Annotated in this window: 11 protein-coding genes; 8 read left to right on the top strand and 3 right to left on the bottom strand. The window is 62.6% G+C overall.

Annotated elements, in window-relative coordinates:
• Positions 1–4: 4 nt before the first annotated feature.
• The 4 genes from AC244Q_RS09375 to AC244Q_RS09390 all read left to right on the top strand — a co-directional run bounded on the left by AC244Q_RS09375 (position 5) and on the right by AC244Q_RS09390 (position 5,039).
• A complete protein-coding gene (locus tag AC244Q_RS09375) occupies positions 5–790 on the top strand; it encodes a FadR/GntR family transcriptional regulator (protein WP_003559341.1) in 786 nt (261 codons plus the stop codon).
• 108 nt (positions 791–898) lie between these two features.
• On the top strand, positions 899–2,260 hold the full coding sequence (gene glmU / locus AC244Q_RS09380; RefSeq protein WP_128406982.1) for a bifunctional UDP-N-acetylglucosamine diphosphorylase/glucosamine-1-phosphate N-acetyltransferase GlmU: 1,362 nt from the start codon (positions 899–901) through the stop codon (positions 2,258–2,260).
• A 109-nt stretch (positions 2,261–2,369) separates the two neighbouring features.
• Complete coding sequence (glmS, locus tag AC244Q_RS09385) at positions 2,370–4,196, top strand: glutamine--fructose-6-phosphate transaminase (isomerizing) (protein WP_128406981.1); 1,827 nt, start codon at positions 2,370–2,372, stop codon at positions 4,194–4,196.
• Between the two features lie 135 nt (positions 4,197–4,331).
• Positions 4,332–5,039 (top strand): DUF502 domain-containing protein, encoded by a 708-nt coding sequence (locus AC244Q_RS09390; protein WP_128406980.1) that lies wholly within the window; start codon positions 4,332–4,334, stop codon positions 5,037–5,039.
• An 81-nt stretch (positions 5,040–5,120) separates the two neighbouring features.
• Here AC244Q_RS09390 and recG read toward each other — a convergent pair whose 3' ends face one another.
• Positions 5,121–7,226 carry an ATP-dependent DNA helicase RecG gene (gene recG, locus AC244Q_RS09395; protein ID WP_128406979.1) on the bottom strand — a complete coding sequence of 702 codons (2,106 nt, stop codon included), beginning with the start codon at positions 7,224–7,226 and terminating at the stop codon, positions 5,121–5,123.
• A 91-nt stretch (positions 7,227–7,317) separates the two neighbouring features.
• On the opposite strand from recG, the gene AC244Q_RS09400 reads away from it, so the two are divergent.
• The 3 genes from AC244Q_RS09400 (at position 7,318) to AC244Q_RS09410 (ending at position 11,652) form a co-directional block, all read left to right on the top strand.
• Positions 7,318–7,623 (top strand): FAD assembly factor SdhE, encoded by a 306-nt coding sequence (locus AC244Q_RS09400; protein WP_012757428.1) that lies wholly within the window; start codon positions 7,318–7,320, stop codon positions 7,621–7,623.
• Positions 7,620–11,120, top strand: coding sequence for a transcription-repair coupling factor (gene mfd, locus AC244Q_RS09405; protein ID WP_128406978.1), 3,501 nt, complete (start codon positions 7,620–7,622; stop codon positions 11,118–11,120). The genes AC244Q_RS09400 and mfd overlap by 4 nt, the downstream gene beginning before the upstream one ends.
• Before the next feature lie 64 nt (positions 11,121–11,184).
• Positions 11,185–11,652, top strand: coding sequence for an OsmC family protein (locus tag AC244Q_RS09410; protein WP_012757430.1), 468 nt, complete (start codon positions 11,185–11,187; stop codon positions 11,650–11,652).
• Positions 11,653–11,669: 17 nt separating this feature from the next.
• Here AC244Q_RS09410 and AC244Q_RS09415 read toward each other — a convergent pair whose 3' ends face one another.
• Together AC244Q_RS09415 and AC244Q_RS09420 are read right to left on the bottom strand one after the other, a co-directional pair.
• Complete coding sequence (locus AC244Q_RS09415) at positions 11,670–12,341, bottom strand: DsbA family oxidoreductase (protein ID WP_012757431.1); 672 nt, start codon at positions 12,339–12,341, stop codon at positions 11,670–11,672.
• Between the two features lie 68 nt (positions 12,342–12,409).
• Positions 12,410–14,215, bottom strand: a complete 1,806-nt coding sequence (locus tag AC244Q_RS09420) for an extracellular solute-binding protein (RefSeq protein WP_012757432.1) — start codon at positions 14,213–14,215, stop codon at positions 12,410–12,412.
• 285 nt (positions 14,216–14,500) lie between these two features.
• On the opposite strand from AC244Q_RS09420, the gene AC244Q_RS09425 reads away from it, so the two are divergent.
• A complete protein-coding gene (locus AC244Q_RS09425) occupies positions 14,501–15,163 on the top strand; it encodes an invasion associated locus B family protein (protein WP_017994059.1) in 663 nt (220 codons plus the stop codon).
• Positions 15,164–15,238: the final 75 nt, after the last annotated feature.

The following is a 15,238-nucleotide window of genomic DNA, read 5'->3' on the forward strand; positions in this document are numbered from 1 at the left end:
TCGCTTGCGCTACAAATTGGACGAGACACGCAAGACGGGGCGCAGAACCCGGACGAGCCACGCTCAGGTCGTCGACGAGCTCGGCAAGGCGATCGTCGCCGGCACCTATCCCGTCGGCTCGATCCTGCCGGGCGATACGGAACTGGCGCAGCGTTTCAAAGTGTCCCGCACGGTCTTGCGCGAGACGATGAAGACGCTCGCCGCCAAGGGCATGGTCGTCGCCAAGGCCCGGGTCGGCACGCGTGTGACCGAGAAGAATCTCTGGAACATGTTCGACAGCGAGATTATCGCCTGGCACTTCGACAACGGCGTGACGGAAGAATTCCTGCTGCAGCTCTACGATATTCGTCTCGCCTTCGAACCCTTCGCCGCCGGTCTCGTCGCTGAACGGGCGAATGCCGAGGAGATCGAGACGCTACGCGGGCTGGCGCTCGAGATGGCAGCGGCGGGTCATACGGCCGACAGCCTGGCACTCGCCGACCTTCATTTTCACCTGGCGATCGCCGAAGCCTCGCACAATCCCTTCATGCGGACACTGGGCAGCCTCATCGAAGCGGCTCTCGTCGGAATGTTCCGGATGAGCACGCCGCCAACCGAAAACGGCTTCGCCAATATCGCCGACACCCATATGCGCATCGTCGATGCGATCGTGTCCGGCGATAACGCCGCCGCGCGCCGTGCGATGGAGGACGTCATCCTGGACGGTCGCATTCATGTGCACGAAGCCTTCGCGGCCCGCGGTTCCGAGGCCATCATAGGATCGATTTCGGCCGCAATTTCACCTTTGTGAAGGCTTTGCATATCGACAGCGATTTATCCTTAAATCGATTCCGATTTAGGGATTTTTGCAGTATGAGGCGATAAAGCCGCCTCATGGCGCGGATTCGCGGAGCAAATCATGGAACGCACTTGTCTTGCCGTCATCCTTGCCGCCGGTGACAGCACGCGGATGAAATCCTCGAAATCGAAGGTGCTGCATCCGGTCGCCGGACGGCCGATGATCGCCCATGTGGTCGAGGCGGTCGCCTCCGCCGGCATCTCGTCCGTCGCCCTTGTCGTCGGCCGTGATGCCGAGGACGTGGCAAAGGCGGCGAGCATCGGCGGCGTCAGCATCGAATCCTATCTGCAGAAGGAACGCCTCGGCACCGGCCATGCAGTGCAGGCGGCGCGCGACGCGATCGCCAAGGGCTATGACGATATTCTCGTCACCTATGGCGACGTGCCGCTGCAGACCGACGGACCGCTGAAGGCCGCTCGCCAGGGCCTTGCCGATGGCAGCGATGTCGTCGTCATCGGTTTCCACACCGACCGCCCGACCGGCTACGGCCGCCTGCTTGTCAAGGACGGCGAACTCATCGCCATCCGCGAGGAAAAGGATGCGACCGATGCCGAGCGCACCGTCACTTGGTGCAACAGCGGACTGATGGCGATCAACGGCAGAAAGGCGCTCGATCTTCTCACGCGCATTGGCAATGCCAATGCCAAGGGCGAATTCTACCTGACCGATCTCGTCGAGATCGCCCGTTCGCTCGGCGGACGCGTCACCGCCGTCGATGCTCCCGAGATCGAGATGACCGGCTGCAACACCCGTGCCGAACTCGCCGTGATCGAGCGTTTCTGGCAGGAGCGCCGCCGCCACCAGATGATGCTTTCCGGCGTCACCATGATCGCGCCGGAAACGGTCTTTCTCTCCTACGATACCGTCATCGGCCAGGATGCGCTGATCGAGCCGAACGTCGTCTTCGGTCCCGGCGCGGTGATCGACAGCGGCGCCGTCATCCATGCCTTCTCGCATATCGAAGGCGCCCATGTCAGCGAGAGCGCGACCGTCGGTCCCTTCGCCCGGCTGCGGCCGGGTGCGGATCTCGGTACCGGTTCGAAGGTCGGCAATTTCTGCGAGGTCAAGAACGGCCGGCTCGGGGAGGGCGCAAAGGTCAACCACCTCACCTATATCGGCGATGCCGTCATCGGCGCCGGCAGCAATATCGGCGCCGGCACGATCACCTGCAACTATGACGGCGTCAACAAGAGCGAGACGGTGATCGGCGAAAACGCCTTCATCGGTTCCAATTCCTCGCTGGTCGCGCCGGTGACGATCGGCGACGGCGCCTATATCGCCTCCGGCAGCGTCATTACCGTCAATGTGCCGGCCGACGCGCTGGCGCTCGGCCGCGCCCGGCAGGAGATCAAGCCCGGCCGCGCGACGCTGCTGCGTGAGCGTGCGCTCGCCATCAAGGCGGCGAAGAAGGCGAAAGCCTGACCGGCCTTGCGTAACCGGCGGAAATTGAAAGTGACCGCCGAGGTGATTGAGAAATAAGCAGGAATTGTTAGGACTGGCCTCGTCATCGAAGCCTTTATGGGGATACTATATGTGCGGCATTGTGGGGATCGTCGGAACTGCGCCTGTTGCCGGGCGCCTGGTCGATGCGCTGAAGCGTCTCGAATATCGCGGTTACGATTCCGCCGGCGTCGCCACCATTCATGACGGCGTGATGGATCGCCGCCGCGCCGAGGGCAAGCTGTTCAATCTGGAAAAGCGCCTCGACAGCGAACCGCTGCCCGGCACCGTCGGCATCGCCCACACACGGTGGGCGACCCACGGCGTTCCGAACGAGACCAATGCCCATCCGCATTTCGTCGAAGGCGTCGCCGTCGTCCATAACGGCATCATCGAGAATTTTTCCGAGCTTCGCGACGAACTGACCGAGGAGGGGTCGGTCTTCGAAACCCAGACCGACACCGAAGTCGTTGCCCATCTGATGGCGAAATACCTGCGCGAGGGCCTGGAGCCGCGCGCCGCCATGCTGAAGATGCTGAACCGGGTAACCGGCGCCTATGCGCTGGCCATCATGCTCAAAGCCGATCCCGGCACGATCATGGCCGCCCGTTCCGGACCGCCGCTTGCCGTCGGCTACGGCCGTGGCGAGATGTTCCTCGGCTCGGACGCGATCGCGCTCGCGCCCTTCACCAACGAGATCACCTATCTCGTCGACGGCGATTGCGCCATCCTCACCCGCGACAGTGTCGCGGTGCTCGATTTCGCCGGCAAGCCGGTCAAACGCGCCCGGCAGATCTCGCAGGCGACCGCCTATGTCGTCGACAAGGGCAACCACCGCCATTTCATGGAAAAGGAAATCTACGAGCAGCCGGAGGTGATCTCCCACGCGCTCAGCCACTATGTCGATTTCGCCGAGAACACGATCGGCGCCAATGCCGCCGCGATCGACTTCAAAGCGACGACCGGCCTTGCAATCTCGGCCTGCGGCACCGCCTATCTCGCCGGCCTCGTCGGCAAATACTGGTTCGAGCGTTATGCTCGCCTGCCGGTCGAGATCGACGTTGCCTCCGAGTTCCGCTACCGGGAAATGCCGCTGTCGCCGTCACAGGCGGCACTCTTCATCTCCCAGTCCGGCGAGACCGCCGATACGCTGGCATGCTTGCGTTATTGCCGCGACAACGGGTTGAAAATCGGCGCCGTCGTCAATGTCCGCGAATCGACGATCGCGCGCGAATCCGATGCCGTCTTCCCGATCATGGCCGGCCCCGAAATCGGCGTCGCCTCGACCAAGGCCTTCACCTGCCAGCTTGCCGTGCTGGCAGCGCTGGCGATCGGCGCCGGCAAGGCGCGCGGCACGGTGAGTGCTGATGAGGAGAGGGCGCTTGTGCGCCATCTCGCCGAAATGCCGCGCATCATGAGCCGGGTGCTGAACCTTATTCAGCCGCAGATGGAAAGCCTGTCGCGCGAGCTGTCGAAGTGCAAGGACGTGCTCTATCTCGGCCGCGGCACCAGCTTCCCGCTTGCCATGGAAGGCGCGCTGAAGCTTAAGGAAATTTCCTATATCCACGCCGAAGGTTACGCCGCCGGCGAATTGAAGCACGGACCGATCGCACTGATCGACGAGAACATGCCTGTCATCGTCATCGCCCCTTACGACCGTTTCTTCGAAAAGACCGTCTCGAACATGCAGGAGGTCGCAGCCCGCGGCGGCCGCATCATCTTTATCACCGACGAGGCCGGTGCAGCGGCTTCGAAACTGCCGACCATGGCGACGATCACCCTGCCTGTGGTCGATGAAATCATCGCGCCGATGATCTTCTCGCTGCCGATCCAGCTGCTCGCCTATCACACCGCCGTCTTCATGGGCACCGATGTCGATCAGCCGCGCAACCTGGCGAAATCCGTGACGGTGGAATAAGCCTGTAACGCCGGGACCTACGCGCCGAAACATATTGTGCGACGCCCCGAATTCTGGCAGTTTTGGTCCGCGGACAAGGGGGAAGGGCCGGCGTACCGGCCTGTCCACGACTGAGATGGAGATCATCAGGAAACGATGACCGACAACACCCCCAGAATGCCGGTCGCGACCCGGCTGAGGAATAATTTTCTCGCAGGGCTGATCATCTGCGCGCCGATCGCGATTACCATCTGGCTGACCTGGACCTTCATCCATTGGTCGGACAGCTGGGTCCGGCCCTATATTCCGGCGCGTTGGAATCCGGAAAGCTATCTCAATTTCGCCATTCCCGGTTTCGGTCTGCTGATCGCCATCGTGCTGATCACCGTCGTCGGCTTTCTCGGCAAGAACCTCATCGGCCAGAGCATCGTTCGGTTCGGCGAATCGATCGTTCAGCGCATGCCGCTGGTGCGCACGGTCTATCGAAGCGTGAAGCAGATTTTCGAAACCGTGCTGAAGGAGCAGGCGAACTCCTTCAAGAAGGTCGGCCTCATCGAATATCCGGGTCCCGGCCTCTGGGCACTGATCTTCATCGCCACCGACGCCAAGGGCGAAATCGCTTCGAAGTTCAATGCTATGGGCCAGGACATGGTCGCCGTCTTCCTGCCGCCGACGCCGGTGCCGACAGCCGGCTTCCTCATCTTCGTGCCGCGCGAGAAGATCGTCATGCTCGATATGTCGCCGGAAGACGCCGCCAAGTTCCTGATTTCAGGCGGGCTCGTGGCGCCCGAGCACAAGCCGGCTGATCCCAAGCAGAAGCATTTGCCGCGGCCGAAGCCGGTCGCGGTTTCCAAGGCTGAATGATGCATGTCGCCCAAAAGTGTTCAGCGGTTTTGGGGTAACGACATGCATAGAACAATGACTTAAAGCGCGCCGCAGCGCGCTTTATCCAGCTCTAAGAAAACGGATCGCCTCGTCGCGGCGGAAGAGATAGAGCAGGGTGCGGATCGCCGCTCCCCTTTCGCTGGTCAGCTCCGGATCCCGCTCGATGAGGTAAGCGGCATCCTTGCGGGCAATCTCCAACAGGTCGGCATGCGCCTCGAGGCTGGCGATGCGGAAGCCCGGCGTGCCGGATTGCCTTGTGCCGAGCAATTCGCCTTCACCGCGCAGCTTCAGGTCCTCCTCGGCAATGCGGAAGCCATCCTCCGTCTCCCGCATGATCGAAAGCCTGGCATGGCCGGTCTCGCCGAGCGGCCCCTTGTAGAGCAGGATGCATGTCGAGGCTTCGTCTCCGCGCCCGACGCGGCCGCGCAGCTGATGCAGTTGCGCCAAGCCGAAGCGTTCGGCATGTTCGATCACCATGATCGTCGCATCCGGCACGTCGACACCGACCTCGACGACGGTCGTGGCGACGAGCAGCCGGGTCTCGCCGTTCTTGAACGCCATCATCGCCGCGTCCTTCTCCGGCCCGCTCATGCGACCGTGGATGAGGCCGATACCGGGGCCAAGTGCTGAGACCAGCGTCGCATGCCGTTCCTCGGCCGACATCAGGTCGAGCTCTTCGGACTCCTCGACCAGCGGGCAGATCCAGTAGGCCTTCTTGCCCTCGGTGATTGCGCTTTGCAGCCGACCGACGATTTCGCCGGTCCGTTCCATCGGCACGGTGATCGTCTGGATCGGCTTGCGGCCGGCCGGTTTTTCGGTAAGCTTGGAGACGTCCATATCGCCGAAGGCGGCGAGCACCAGCGTGCGCGGGATCGGCGTCGCCGTCATGACAAGCATATGCGGCGAGAGGCCCTTGGCGGTCAGCCGCAGGCGCTGATGCACGCCGAAACGGTGCTGCTCGTCGACGACGGCAAGCATCAGATTGGCGTAGGCGACGCTGTCCTGAAACAGCGCATGCGTGCCGATGACGATCTGGGCGGCACCCGAGGCGATTCGCTCCAGGATTTCTTCCCGTTCGCGTCCCTTGGTGCGCCCGGTCAGCACCTCGATGCCGAGCCCGGCAGAGGCGGCGAATTTCGATATCGTTGCGTGGTGCTGCCGCGCCAGGATTTCCGTCGGCGCCATCAGCACGGCCTGGCCGCCGCTCTCGATCACCGCCGCCATCGCCATCAGCGCCACCAGCGTCTTGCCGGAACCGACATCGCCCTGCAGCAGCCGCAGCATGCGCTCGTTGCCGGCCATATCCTTCAAAACCTCGGCGATCGCCTCGTTCTGGCTTGATGTCAGCGAGAAGGGCAACGCCTTCAGGATCTTGCTGCTGATGGCGCCGGTCGCAGTGACCGGCTGGCCCGCCACCTTGCGCAGCCTCTGCCGCACCAGGCTCAGCGACAGCTGGCCGGCGAGGAATTCGTCATAGGCAAGCCGCCGCCGGGCAGGGGCCTGCGGGTCGATATCCCCAGGGTCGTGCGGCTCGTGCAGCATGTGGAAACTGTCGCGGATCGATGGCAGGCCCTCTCGCTGCGTCAGTGCCAGATCATCCCATTCCGGCAGCTCGGGAAACCGCGGCAGGCCGGCGTCGATGATCTTGCGCAGCGTCTTCGGCGAGAGCCCCGCCGTCAGCGGATAGATCGGCTCGACCAGCGGCAGGCTCTCCGTCTCGTCGGCCCTGACGATATAATCGGGATGCACCATCGAGGCGCGGCCGTTGAACCAATCGATCTTGCCGCTGACCGTCACCTCCGCGTCAACAGGCAGCTGCTTCTCCAGCCATGCCGCCTGTCCGCGGAAGAACACCAGCGTCAGTTCGCCCGTCTCGTCATGCAGGAAGACGCGGTAGGGGATATTGCTTTTGCCGCCCGGCGGCACCTGGTGGCGGTCGACGCGCGCCGTGATCGTCACGATTGCGCCCTGCGGCGCGCGGGCGATGCCTGGCTGGTTGCGCCGGTCGATCAGCGAGAAGGGCGCGTGGAAGAGCAGGTCTATGACCCGGCAATCCTCCAGCGACTCGCGCCCGAGCAGCTTGACCAGCAGGTCGGCGATCTTCGGGCCGACGCCCGGAAGGCCCGAAATAGGGGAAAACAGAGGATCGAGAATGGCGGGGCGCATGCGGCCAAAATGCGATAAACAATGCGGCCTTGGCAAGGCTGACAAGCCGCTTTCCAGGGTCTATAGAGGCGCATCAACAGGAAGGTATGCCATGACAGGTGTCACGCTCACCAGTGCCGGTCTCGACCCGCGCCGCCGCCGGATCCTTTTCCGCTGCTGGCATCGCGGCATCCGCGAAATGGATCTGGTCTTCGGCCAGTTCGCCGAAGCCGAGGTTGCCAGACTGTCGGAAGCCGAACTCGACGAGTTCGAGACGATCATGGCGGAAGAGGACAATGATCTCGTCCGCTGGATCATGGGAACATGGCCGGTGCCTGAGCGTTTCCAGACACCGATGTTTGCCCGCATTGCCGCCTATAAGCCCGATTTTGACAAGCCCCTCAGGACGCCGGAATGATCCCTGGTTTCGATGCGAAGAAGCTTGCGGCCATTGCCGAGCCGCTGACGATCGGCAATGTGCCGGCAGGTCTTGAAACGCTGCTGCTCGCCGAGCTCGCCCGAACGGGAGAGCCGGTCGCCTATGTCATGTCCGACGGCCACCGCATGGCCGATCTGGAGCAAATGCTGAGCTTCGTCGCCCCCGACATTCCGGTTCTCACCCTGCCGGCCTGGGACTGTCTGCCCTATGACCGCGTCTCGCCGAGCGCCGACACCTCGGCCCGCCGGCTGGCTGCGCTCGGTGGCCTCATCGCCCATCGCAAGAAGCCGCATGCGGCAATCGTGCTCGTCACCGCCAATGCCATGCTGCAGAAGGTGGCGCCGCAGAATGTCATCGAAAGCCTGAGCTTTTCGGCCCGTCCCGGCAACCAGCTGCGCATGGACGATCTCGCCGGCCGCCTGGAGCGCAATGGCTTCGAGCGGGTCGCCACCGTTCGCGAAGTCGGCGAATATGCGGTGCGCGGCGGCATTCTCGATGTCTTCGTGCCGGGTTCCGAAGAGCCGGTCCGCCTCGATTTCTTCGGCGATACGCTGGAGAGCATCCGCTCCTTCGATCCGGCCAGCCAGCGCACGATCGGGCAGGTGCGTTCCCTCGATCTCAATCCGATGAGCGAGGTGACGCTGACGCCCGATACGATCAGCCGTTTCCGCAAGAATTACCTCTCCGCTTTCGGCGCGACCACACGCGACGACGCGCTCTATCTTGCCGTCTCCGAAGGCCGCCGTTACCCCGGCATGGAGCACTGGCTGCCGCTCTTCTACGAGAAGCTCGATACCGTCTTCGATTATTTGAGCGGCTTCCGGATCGTCATCGACCATACGGTGCGTGAAGCAGCCGAAGAGCGCTCCAAGCTCGTTTTCGATTATTACGACGCCCGCCTGAACTCCGGCCAGCCGTCCAAGGGGATGACGCAGGGCACGCCTTACAAGCCGGTGACGCCGGGCCAGCTCTATCTCGACAGCAAGCTTTTCGTCAAAACCCTCGATGCGCTCGGCGCGATCCGCATCAGCCCCTTCAACGAGCATGAGGGCGAGGCGCGGCGGGTCGTCAATGTCGACGCCCGCCAGGGCCAGCGCTGGGCCCGCTCGAACGCCGAAGGCGGCGGCGATGCCGAACGCATCAACATCTTCGACGTCGTCGTCAAGCATATCGCCGACCGCCGCGCCGCCGGCGCGAAAGTGCTCGTCACCGCCTGGACCGAAGGCTCGCTGGAACGCCTGCTGCAGGTGCTGAACGAGCACGGCCTCGAAAAGGTCAAGCCGATCGAGGCGCTGAAGGATGTCGGCTCGCTGGCGAGAGGCGAGGCGGCCGCTGCCGTGCTCAGCCTCGAAGCCGGCTTCGAGGCCGGCGATCTCGTCGTCATCGGCGAGCAGGATATCCTCGGCGACCGTATGGTGCGCCGCTCCAAGCGCCGCAAGCGCGCCGCCGATTTCATTTCGGAGGTCGCGGGCCTCGACGAGGGCTCGATCGTCGTCCACGCCGAACACGGCATCGGCCGCTTCATCGGGCTGAGGACCATCGAGGCCGCAGGCGCGCCGCATGCCTGCCTCGAACTGCAATATGCCGACGAGGCCAAGCTCTTCCTGCCGGTCGAAAACATCGATCTTCTCTCGCGCTACGGCGGCGAGGGCACCGAAGCCCAGCTCGACAAGCTCGGTGGCGGCGCCTGGCAGATGCGCAAGGCCAAGCTCAAGAAGCGCCTGCTCGACATGGCCGATGCGCTGATCCGCATCGCCGCCGAGCGCCTGACGCGCCACGCGCCGATGCTGACGACGCCGGAAGGCCTTTACGACGAATTCGCTGCCCGCTTCCCCTATGACGAGACCGAGGACCAGGAAAACGCCATCGAAGCCGTGCGCTCCGATCTCGGTGCCGGCCGGCCGATGGATCGCCTCGTCTGTGGCGACGTCGGCTTCGGCAAGACCGAAGTGGCGCTGCGCGCTGCCTTCGTCGCGGCGATGAACGGCGCCCAGGTCGCCGTCGTCGTGCCGACGACACTGCTTTCCCGCCAGCATTTCAAGACCTTCTCCGACCGTTTCCGTGGTCTGCCGGTGCGCATCCAACAGGCCTCGCGCCTCGTCGGCGCCAAGGAACTGGCGCTGACCAAGAAGGAAGTGGCGGAAGGCAAGACCGATATCGTCGTCGGCACCCATGCGCTGCTCGGCGCCGGCATCAAATTCGCCAATCTCGGTCTGCTCGTCATCGACGAGGAACAGCATTTCGGCGTCAAGCACAAGGAGAGGCTGAAGGAGCTGAAAAGCGACGTGCACGTGCTGACGCTGTCGGCAACGCCGATCCCGCGCACCCTGCAGCTCGCCATGACCGGTGTGCGCGAATTGTCGCTGATCACCACCCCGCCGGTCGACCGCATGGCGGTGCGCACCTTCATTTCGCCTTTTGACAGCCTGGTCATCCGCGAGACGCTGATGCGCGAGCATTATCGCGGCGGCCAAAGCTTCTATGTCTGCCCAAGGCTTGCCGATCTCGAGGACGTGCATGCCTTCCTGCAGTCGGATTTGCCGGAGCTGAAGGTCGCCGTCGCCCATGGCCAGATGCCGGCCGGCGAACTCGAAGACATCATGAACGCTTTCTACGAAGGCCGTTACGACGTGCTGTTGTCGACCACCATCGTCGAATCCGGCCTCGACGTACCCACCGCCAATACGCTGATCGTCCACCGCGCCGACATGTTCGGCCTTGCCCAGCTCTATCAGCTGCGCGGCCGCGTCGGCCGCTCGAAGGTGCGCGCTTTTGCGCTCTTCACCCTGCCTGTTAATAAGGTGCTGACGGCCACCGCCGAACGCCGCCTCAAGGTGCTGCAGTCGCTGGATACGCTCGGTGCCGGCTTCCAGTTGGCAAGCCACGATCTCGATATCCGCGGCGCCGGCAATCTGCTCGGCGAGGAGCAGTCCGGCCATATCAAGGAGGTCGGCTTCGAGCTTTACCAGCAGATGCTGGAAGAGGCGGTCGCCGAGGTCAAGGGTGTCGACGAGATCCACGATACCGGCTGGTCACCGCAGATCTCCGTCGGCACGACGGTGATGATCCCGGAAGGCTACGTGCCTGATCTGCACCTGCGCATGGCGCTCTACCGCCGTCTCGGCGAAATCACCGAACTCAAGGAGATCGACGGCTTCGGCGCCGAGATGATCGACCGCTTCGGCCCCATGCCGATCGAAGTCCAGCACCTGCTGAAGATCGTCTACATCAAGTCGCTCTGCCGCACCGCCAATGTCGAAAAGCTCGATGCCGGCCCGAAGGGCGTCGTCGTGCAGTTCCGCAACAAGGAATTCCCCAACCCGGCAAACCTCGTCGGTTATATCGGCAAGCAGGGCACGATGGCGAAGATCCGCCCCGACCACAGCCTGTTCCTGACCCGCGACCTGCCGACGCCGGAAAAACGCCTGCAGGGCGCTGCCGTCATCATGACGCAGCTGGCTGAATTTGCGAAATAGAGCAATTCCAGCAAAACTGTACCTCGGTTTTGCATCCGGAATTGTGTGGAAAAAGGAGACAAGGATGGCGAAATACGGCGCAACGATCGCCTGGCAGCGGAGCGGCGAGACCTTCACCGACAACCGCTACAGCCGCGTCCACCGCTGGACCTTCGACGGCGGCACCGAGGTGAGGGCATCTTCCTCCTCGCATGTCGTTCCGCTGCCCTATTCCGCCGAAGATGCCGTCGATCCGGAGGAAGCTTTCGTCGCCTCGCTCTCCAGCTGCCACATGCTCTGGTTCCTGTCGATCGCCGCCAAACAGCGCTTTTGCGTCGACAGCTACACCGATGCCGCCGAGGGCATCATGGAGAAGAATGCCGAAGGCCGCCTTGCCATGACCGTCGTGACCCTCCGTCCGCATGTCGTCTTCAGCGGCGAAAAGCAGCCCTCGCTGAGCGAGCTGGAAGCTCTACACGATCGCGCTCACGGCGAATGCTTCATTGCAAATTCGGTGAAGACCGATGTGCGCTGCGTTCCGGTTCTGGGCTGAACCTGGAGCCGGCAGCGTTAGTTCATGCCTGATCGCGCCTCGGCCTTCGCCTTGGCGATGTCGCGCAGCGCATTCGCCAACACGTCGGGCGTCTGTGCGCCGCTGACGGCATATTGCTGGTCGAAGATGAAGAAGGGCACGCCGTTGACGCCCATCTCCTGGGCCGCCTTGATTTCGGCGACGATCAGATCGCGGTCGGCATCGGAGGCAAGCAGCGAGGCGATGACCGAGCGGTCTAGGCCTGATTTTTCGGCGATATCGAGCAGCACCGCATGGTCGCCGACATTGTGGCCTTCCTCGAAATTCGCCTTGAACAGCGCGGCAACGACCTTGTCCTGCTTCTCGCGGCCTTCGATCATCGCCCAGTGGACCAACCGATGTGCGTCGAGCGTGTTCGGGCCGATCTTGATCGCCTCGAAATTGAAGGAGACGCCGACCTCGCGGCCGTAATCGGTGAGCATCTTGTGCGCCTGGGCCACACGCTCCTCGCCGCCGAGCTTTTCCGCCAGCGCCTTCTTCTGGTCGACGCCTTCCTTTGGGTAGTCGGGATTGAGCTGGTACGGCCGCCAGTTGATGTCGACGCCGATTTGGTCCTGAACTTCGGCGATGGCGAGCTCCAGGCGCGCCTTGCCGAGATAGCACCAGGGGCAGACGACATCCGAGACGACGTCGATGGTGATACGCTCCATAATAATCTTCCTTATTCTCATGCATCTCCGCACGGCGACATTTCGGCCGGAAGCGGTTCGGTTGCTTCCTATTGCGCGCTCACGTCCCACCATACCGGCAGCTGGTAGCCGTAGAGCGGCACCGTGTCGGGATGGCCGATGCGCTTGCTGCGCGCCACCCATTGCTGGTCCATATGATAGAGCGGCAGCACGTAATGGCCGGAAAGCAGCAGCCGGTCGTAGGAGCGCACCGCCGCGGTGAAATCCTCGGCGGAGCGCGCCCCGAGCAGATGGTCGATCAGCGTGTCGAGATCGGGATCGTTGGCGCCTGCAAAGCTGTCCGTCCCCTCCTGCGTGCGCACAGCCGAAGACCAGCGGCCGAGCTGTTCGGTTCCAGGCGAGAGCGAAGACGTGTAGGACTTGAGGATCATGTCGTAATCGAAGCTGTTCGTCCGGCTCTGATACTGCGAATCGTCGACCGTACGGATCGCGGCGGCGATGCCGATCGTCTGCAGCGAACGCTGGTAGGCGACGGCGAGTTTCTCCTGGTCGGCATTCTGCGTCATGATCTCGAAGGCGAGCTGGCGGCCGGAGGCGTCAAGCATCTTGCCGCCTTGGATCGTATAGCCGCCCTGCTTCAACAGCGCGACGGCCTGTTTCAGTACATTGCGGTCGCGGCCGGAGCCGTCGGTGACGGGCAGCTTGTAGGTGCCGTCGAGAATCTCTGGCGCGATCTTGTCCTTGATCGGCCCGAGCTGGGCAAGTTCCCTCGCATCGGCCGGAACGCCAAAGCTCGACAGCTCGGAATTCTGCCAGAAGCTCTGCGTGCGCTTGTAGGCTCCGGAATAGAGGTTCTTGTTCGCCCATTCAAAATCGAACACCAGCGACAGGCCCTCGCGCACCTTGAGATCGGCAAAGATCGGCCGGCGCGTGTTGAACACGAAGCCGAGCATGCCGCTCGGCAGTTTAGGCGTGAACGCATCCTTGATTGCAGCCCCCGAGGTGACGGCGGGGAAATCATAGGCATTGGCCCAATGGCCGGGATTGCCGTCAGGGTAGGTGTCGACGTCGCCTTTCTTGAAGGCCTCGAACAGCGTCGTGTCCTGCAGGAAATACTGGACGGTGATCTGGTCGTAATTGTCCGTGCCGACCTTGGCGGGAATGTCCTTGCCCCAGTAATTCGGGTCGCGCTCATAGGTGATGCTCTCGCCGGGCTTCACCGTCTTTACCTTATAGGGGCCAGAGCCGACCGGCGGCGTCAGCGCTGTGCGGTCGAAGGTTTCGGGATCGACCGCATGTTTGGGCAGCACCGGGAAAAGGCCGAAGATCAAAGGCGTCTCACGGTTAGCTTTGTCGGTGAAGGTCAAGCGCACGCTACGCTCGCCGACCCTTTCCACCTTGGCGACGAATTTCTTCAGGGGGGTTGCGTAGCGCGGGAGGCCTTTGTCGCGCATCAGCTCGAAGGTGAACATCACGTCTTCGGGCGTCACCGGCTGGCCGTCGTCCCATTTCGCCTTCGGATTGAGATTGAACTGGATGAAGCTCCTGTTGTCGTCCCATTCGACCGTCTCGGCAAGCAGGCCGTAAAGCGTGAAGGGTTCGTCCCTGGAGCGCTGCATCAGCGATTCGTAGACGAGATTGCCATATTCCGGATCCCACATGCCGCGCGCCGTCGTGCGCATGCTCTTCAGGATGAACGGGTTGAGACTGTCGAAGGTGCCGACGACGCCGTAAGTGATCTTGCCGCCCTTTTTCACGTCGGGGTTGACGTAAGGGAAGTGTTTGTAGTCGGCCGGCAAGGCCGGCTCGCCGTGCATCGCGATGCCGTGCAGCGGCTCGGCAGCGACAGTGCCGCACAGCAGCGAGAGGACGAGAGGGACGACAATCCGGAGCATTCGGCAATCCTTGATCCGTGAAAACGGGGCATGATTCACCGCGGAGATTATCATGGGGTCGATCGATTCCAACACTGAGCGGCGATTTCTTTGGCATCGCGACGAAATGCACCTCAAATTGCCAAAGAAATGCTGGATATCTTGAACGCTGCGATGTAACAGGTGAACCCGAAGTTTAGGGGTCATGCATTTGCCTTATTTTTTTAAGAGGTGGAGTGCCGAACGACCCGATGGTTGGGGCGGCAAACCGCTGCTCCGAACGGATATCAGGAGACGGAATTCGTTATGATGTTCAAGTCTGAAAAGAAAATGCGGGCAGCACTGTCCGTTCTGGCAGTGGTGTTCGGCGCTTCGGCTCCGGTCTCCTCCTTCGCACAGGATGCGGCGGCACAGGCTCCGGCCGATGCCCCGGCACAGGCCGCAGGAGCGCCGAAGCTCGGCTGGTACAAGACCTGCAGCAAGCAGGAAGACAACGACATCTGTGTTGTCCAGAACCTGATCCTCGCCAATGGCGGCCAGCTTGTTACAGCAGTCGGCCTGATCTCGGTTTCCGGCAAGATCAACCGCAAGCTCTTGCAGGTCTCGGTTCCCACGGCACGCCTGGTTCCTCCCGGCGTCATCATGCAGATCGACGGCGGCAAGGGCCAGAAGCTCGACTACGCCGTCTGCCTGCCGGACAAGTGCACAGCCGAAATTCCGCTGACCGACGCGATGATCGCCAGCCTCAAGAAGGGCAGCGACGTGATCTTCACTTCAATCAACTTCCGCCGCGCCCCGAACCCGATCAAGATTTCGCTTGAAGGCTTCACCGGCGCTTATGACGGCGAACCGGTTTCCGAATCCAAGCTCGCTGAAAGCCAGCGCAGCCTGCAGGACAGCATGCAGAAGAAGGCCGAAGAAGCCCGCAAGAAGCTTGAAGATGCCCAGAAGGCAGCCAAGGCGCAGTAATCCTGCCGCTTTCTTTGAAACAGAGACCCGGCTTCGCGCCGGGTTTTTTGTTGCGCAATGAAAAGGCCTCGCCGG

It is taken from the genome of Rhizobium sp. CB2179 (genome assembly GCF_057653455.1).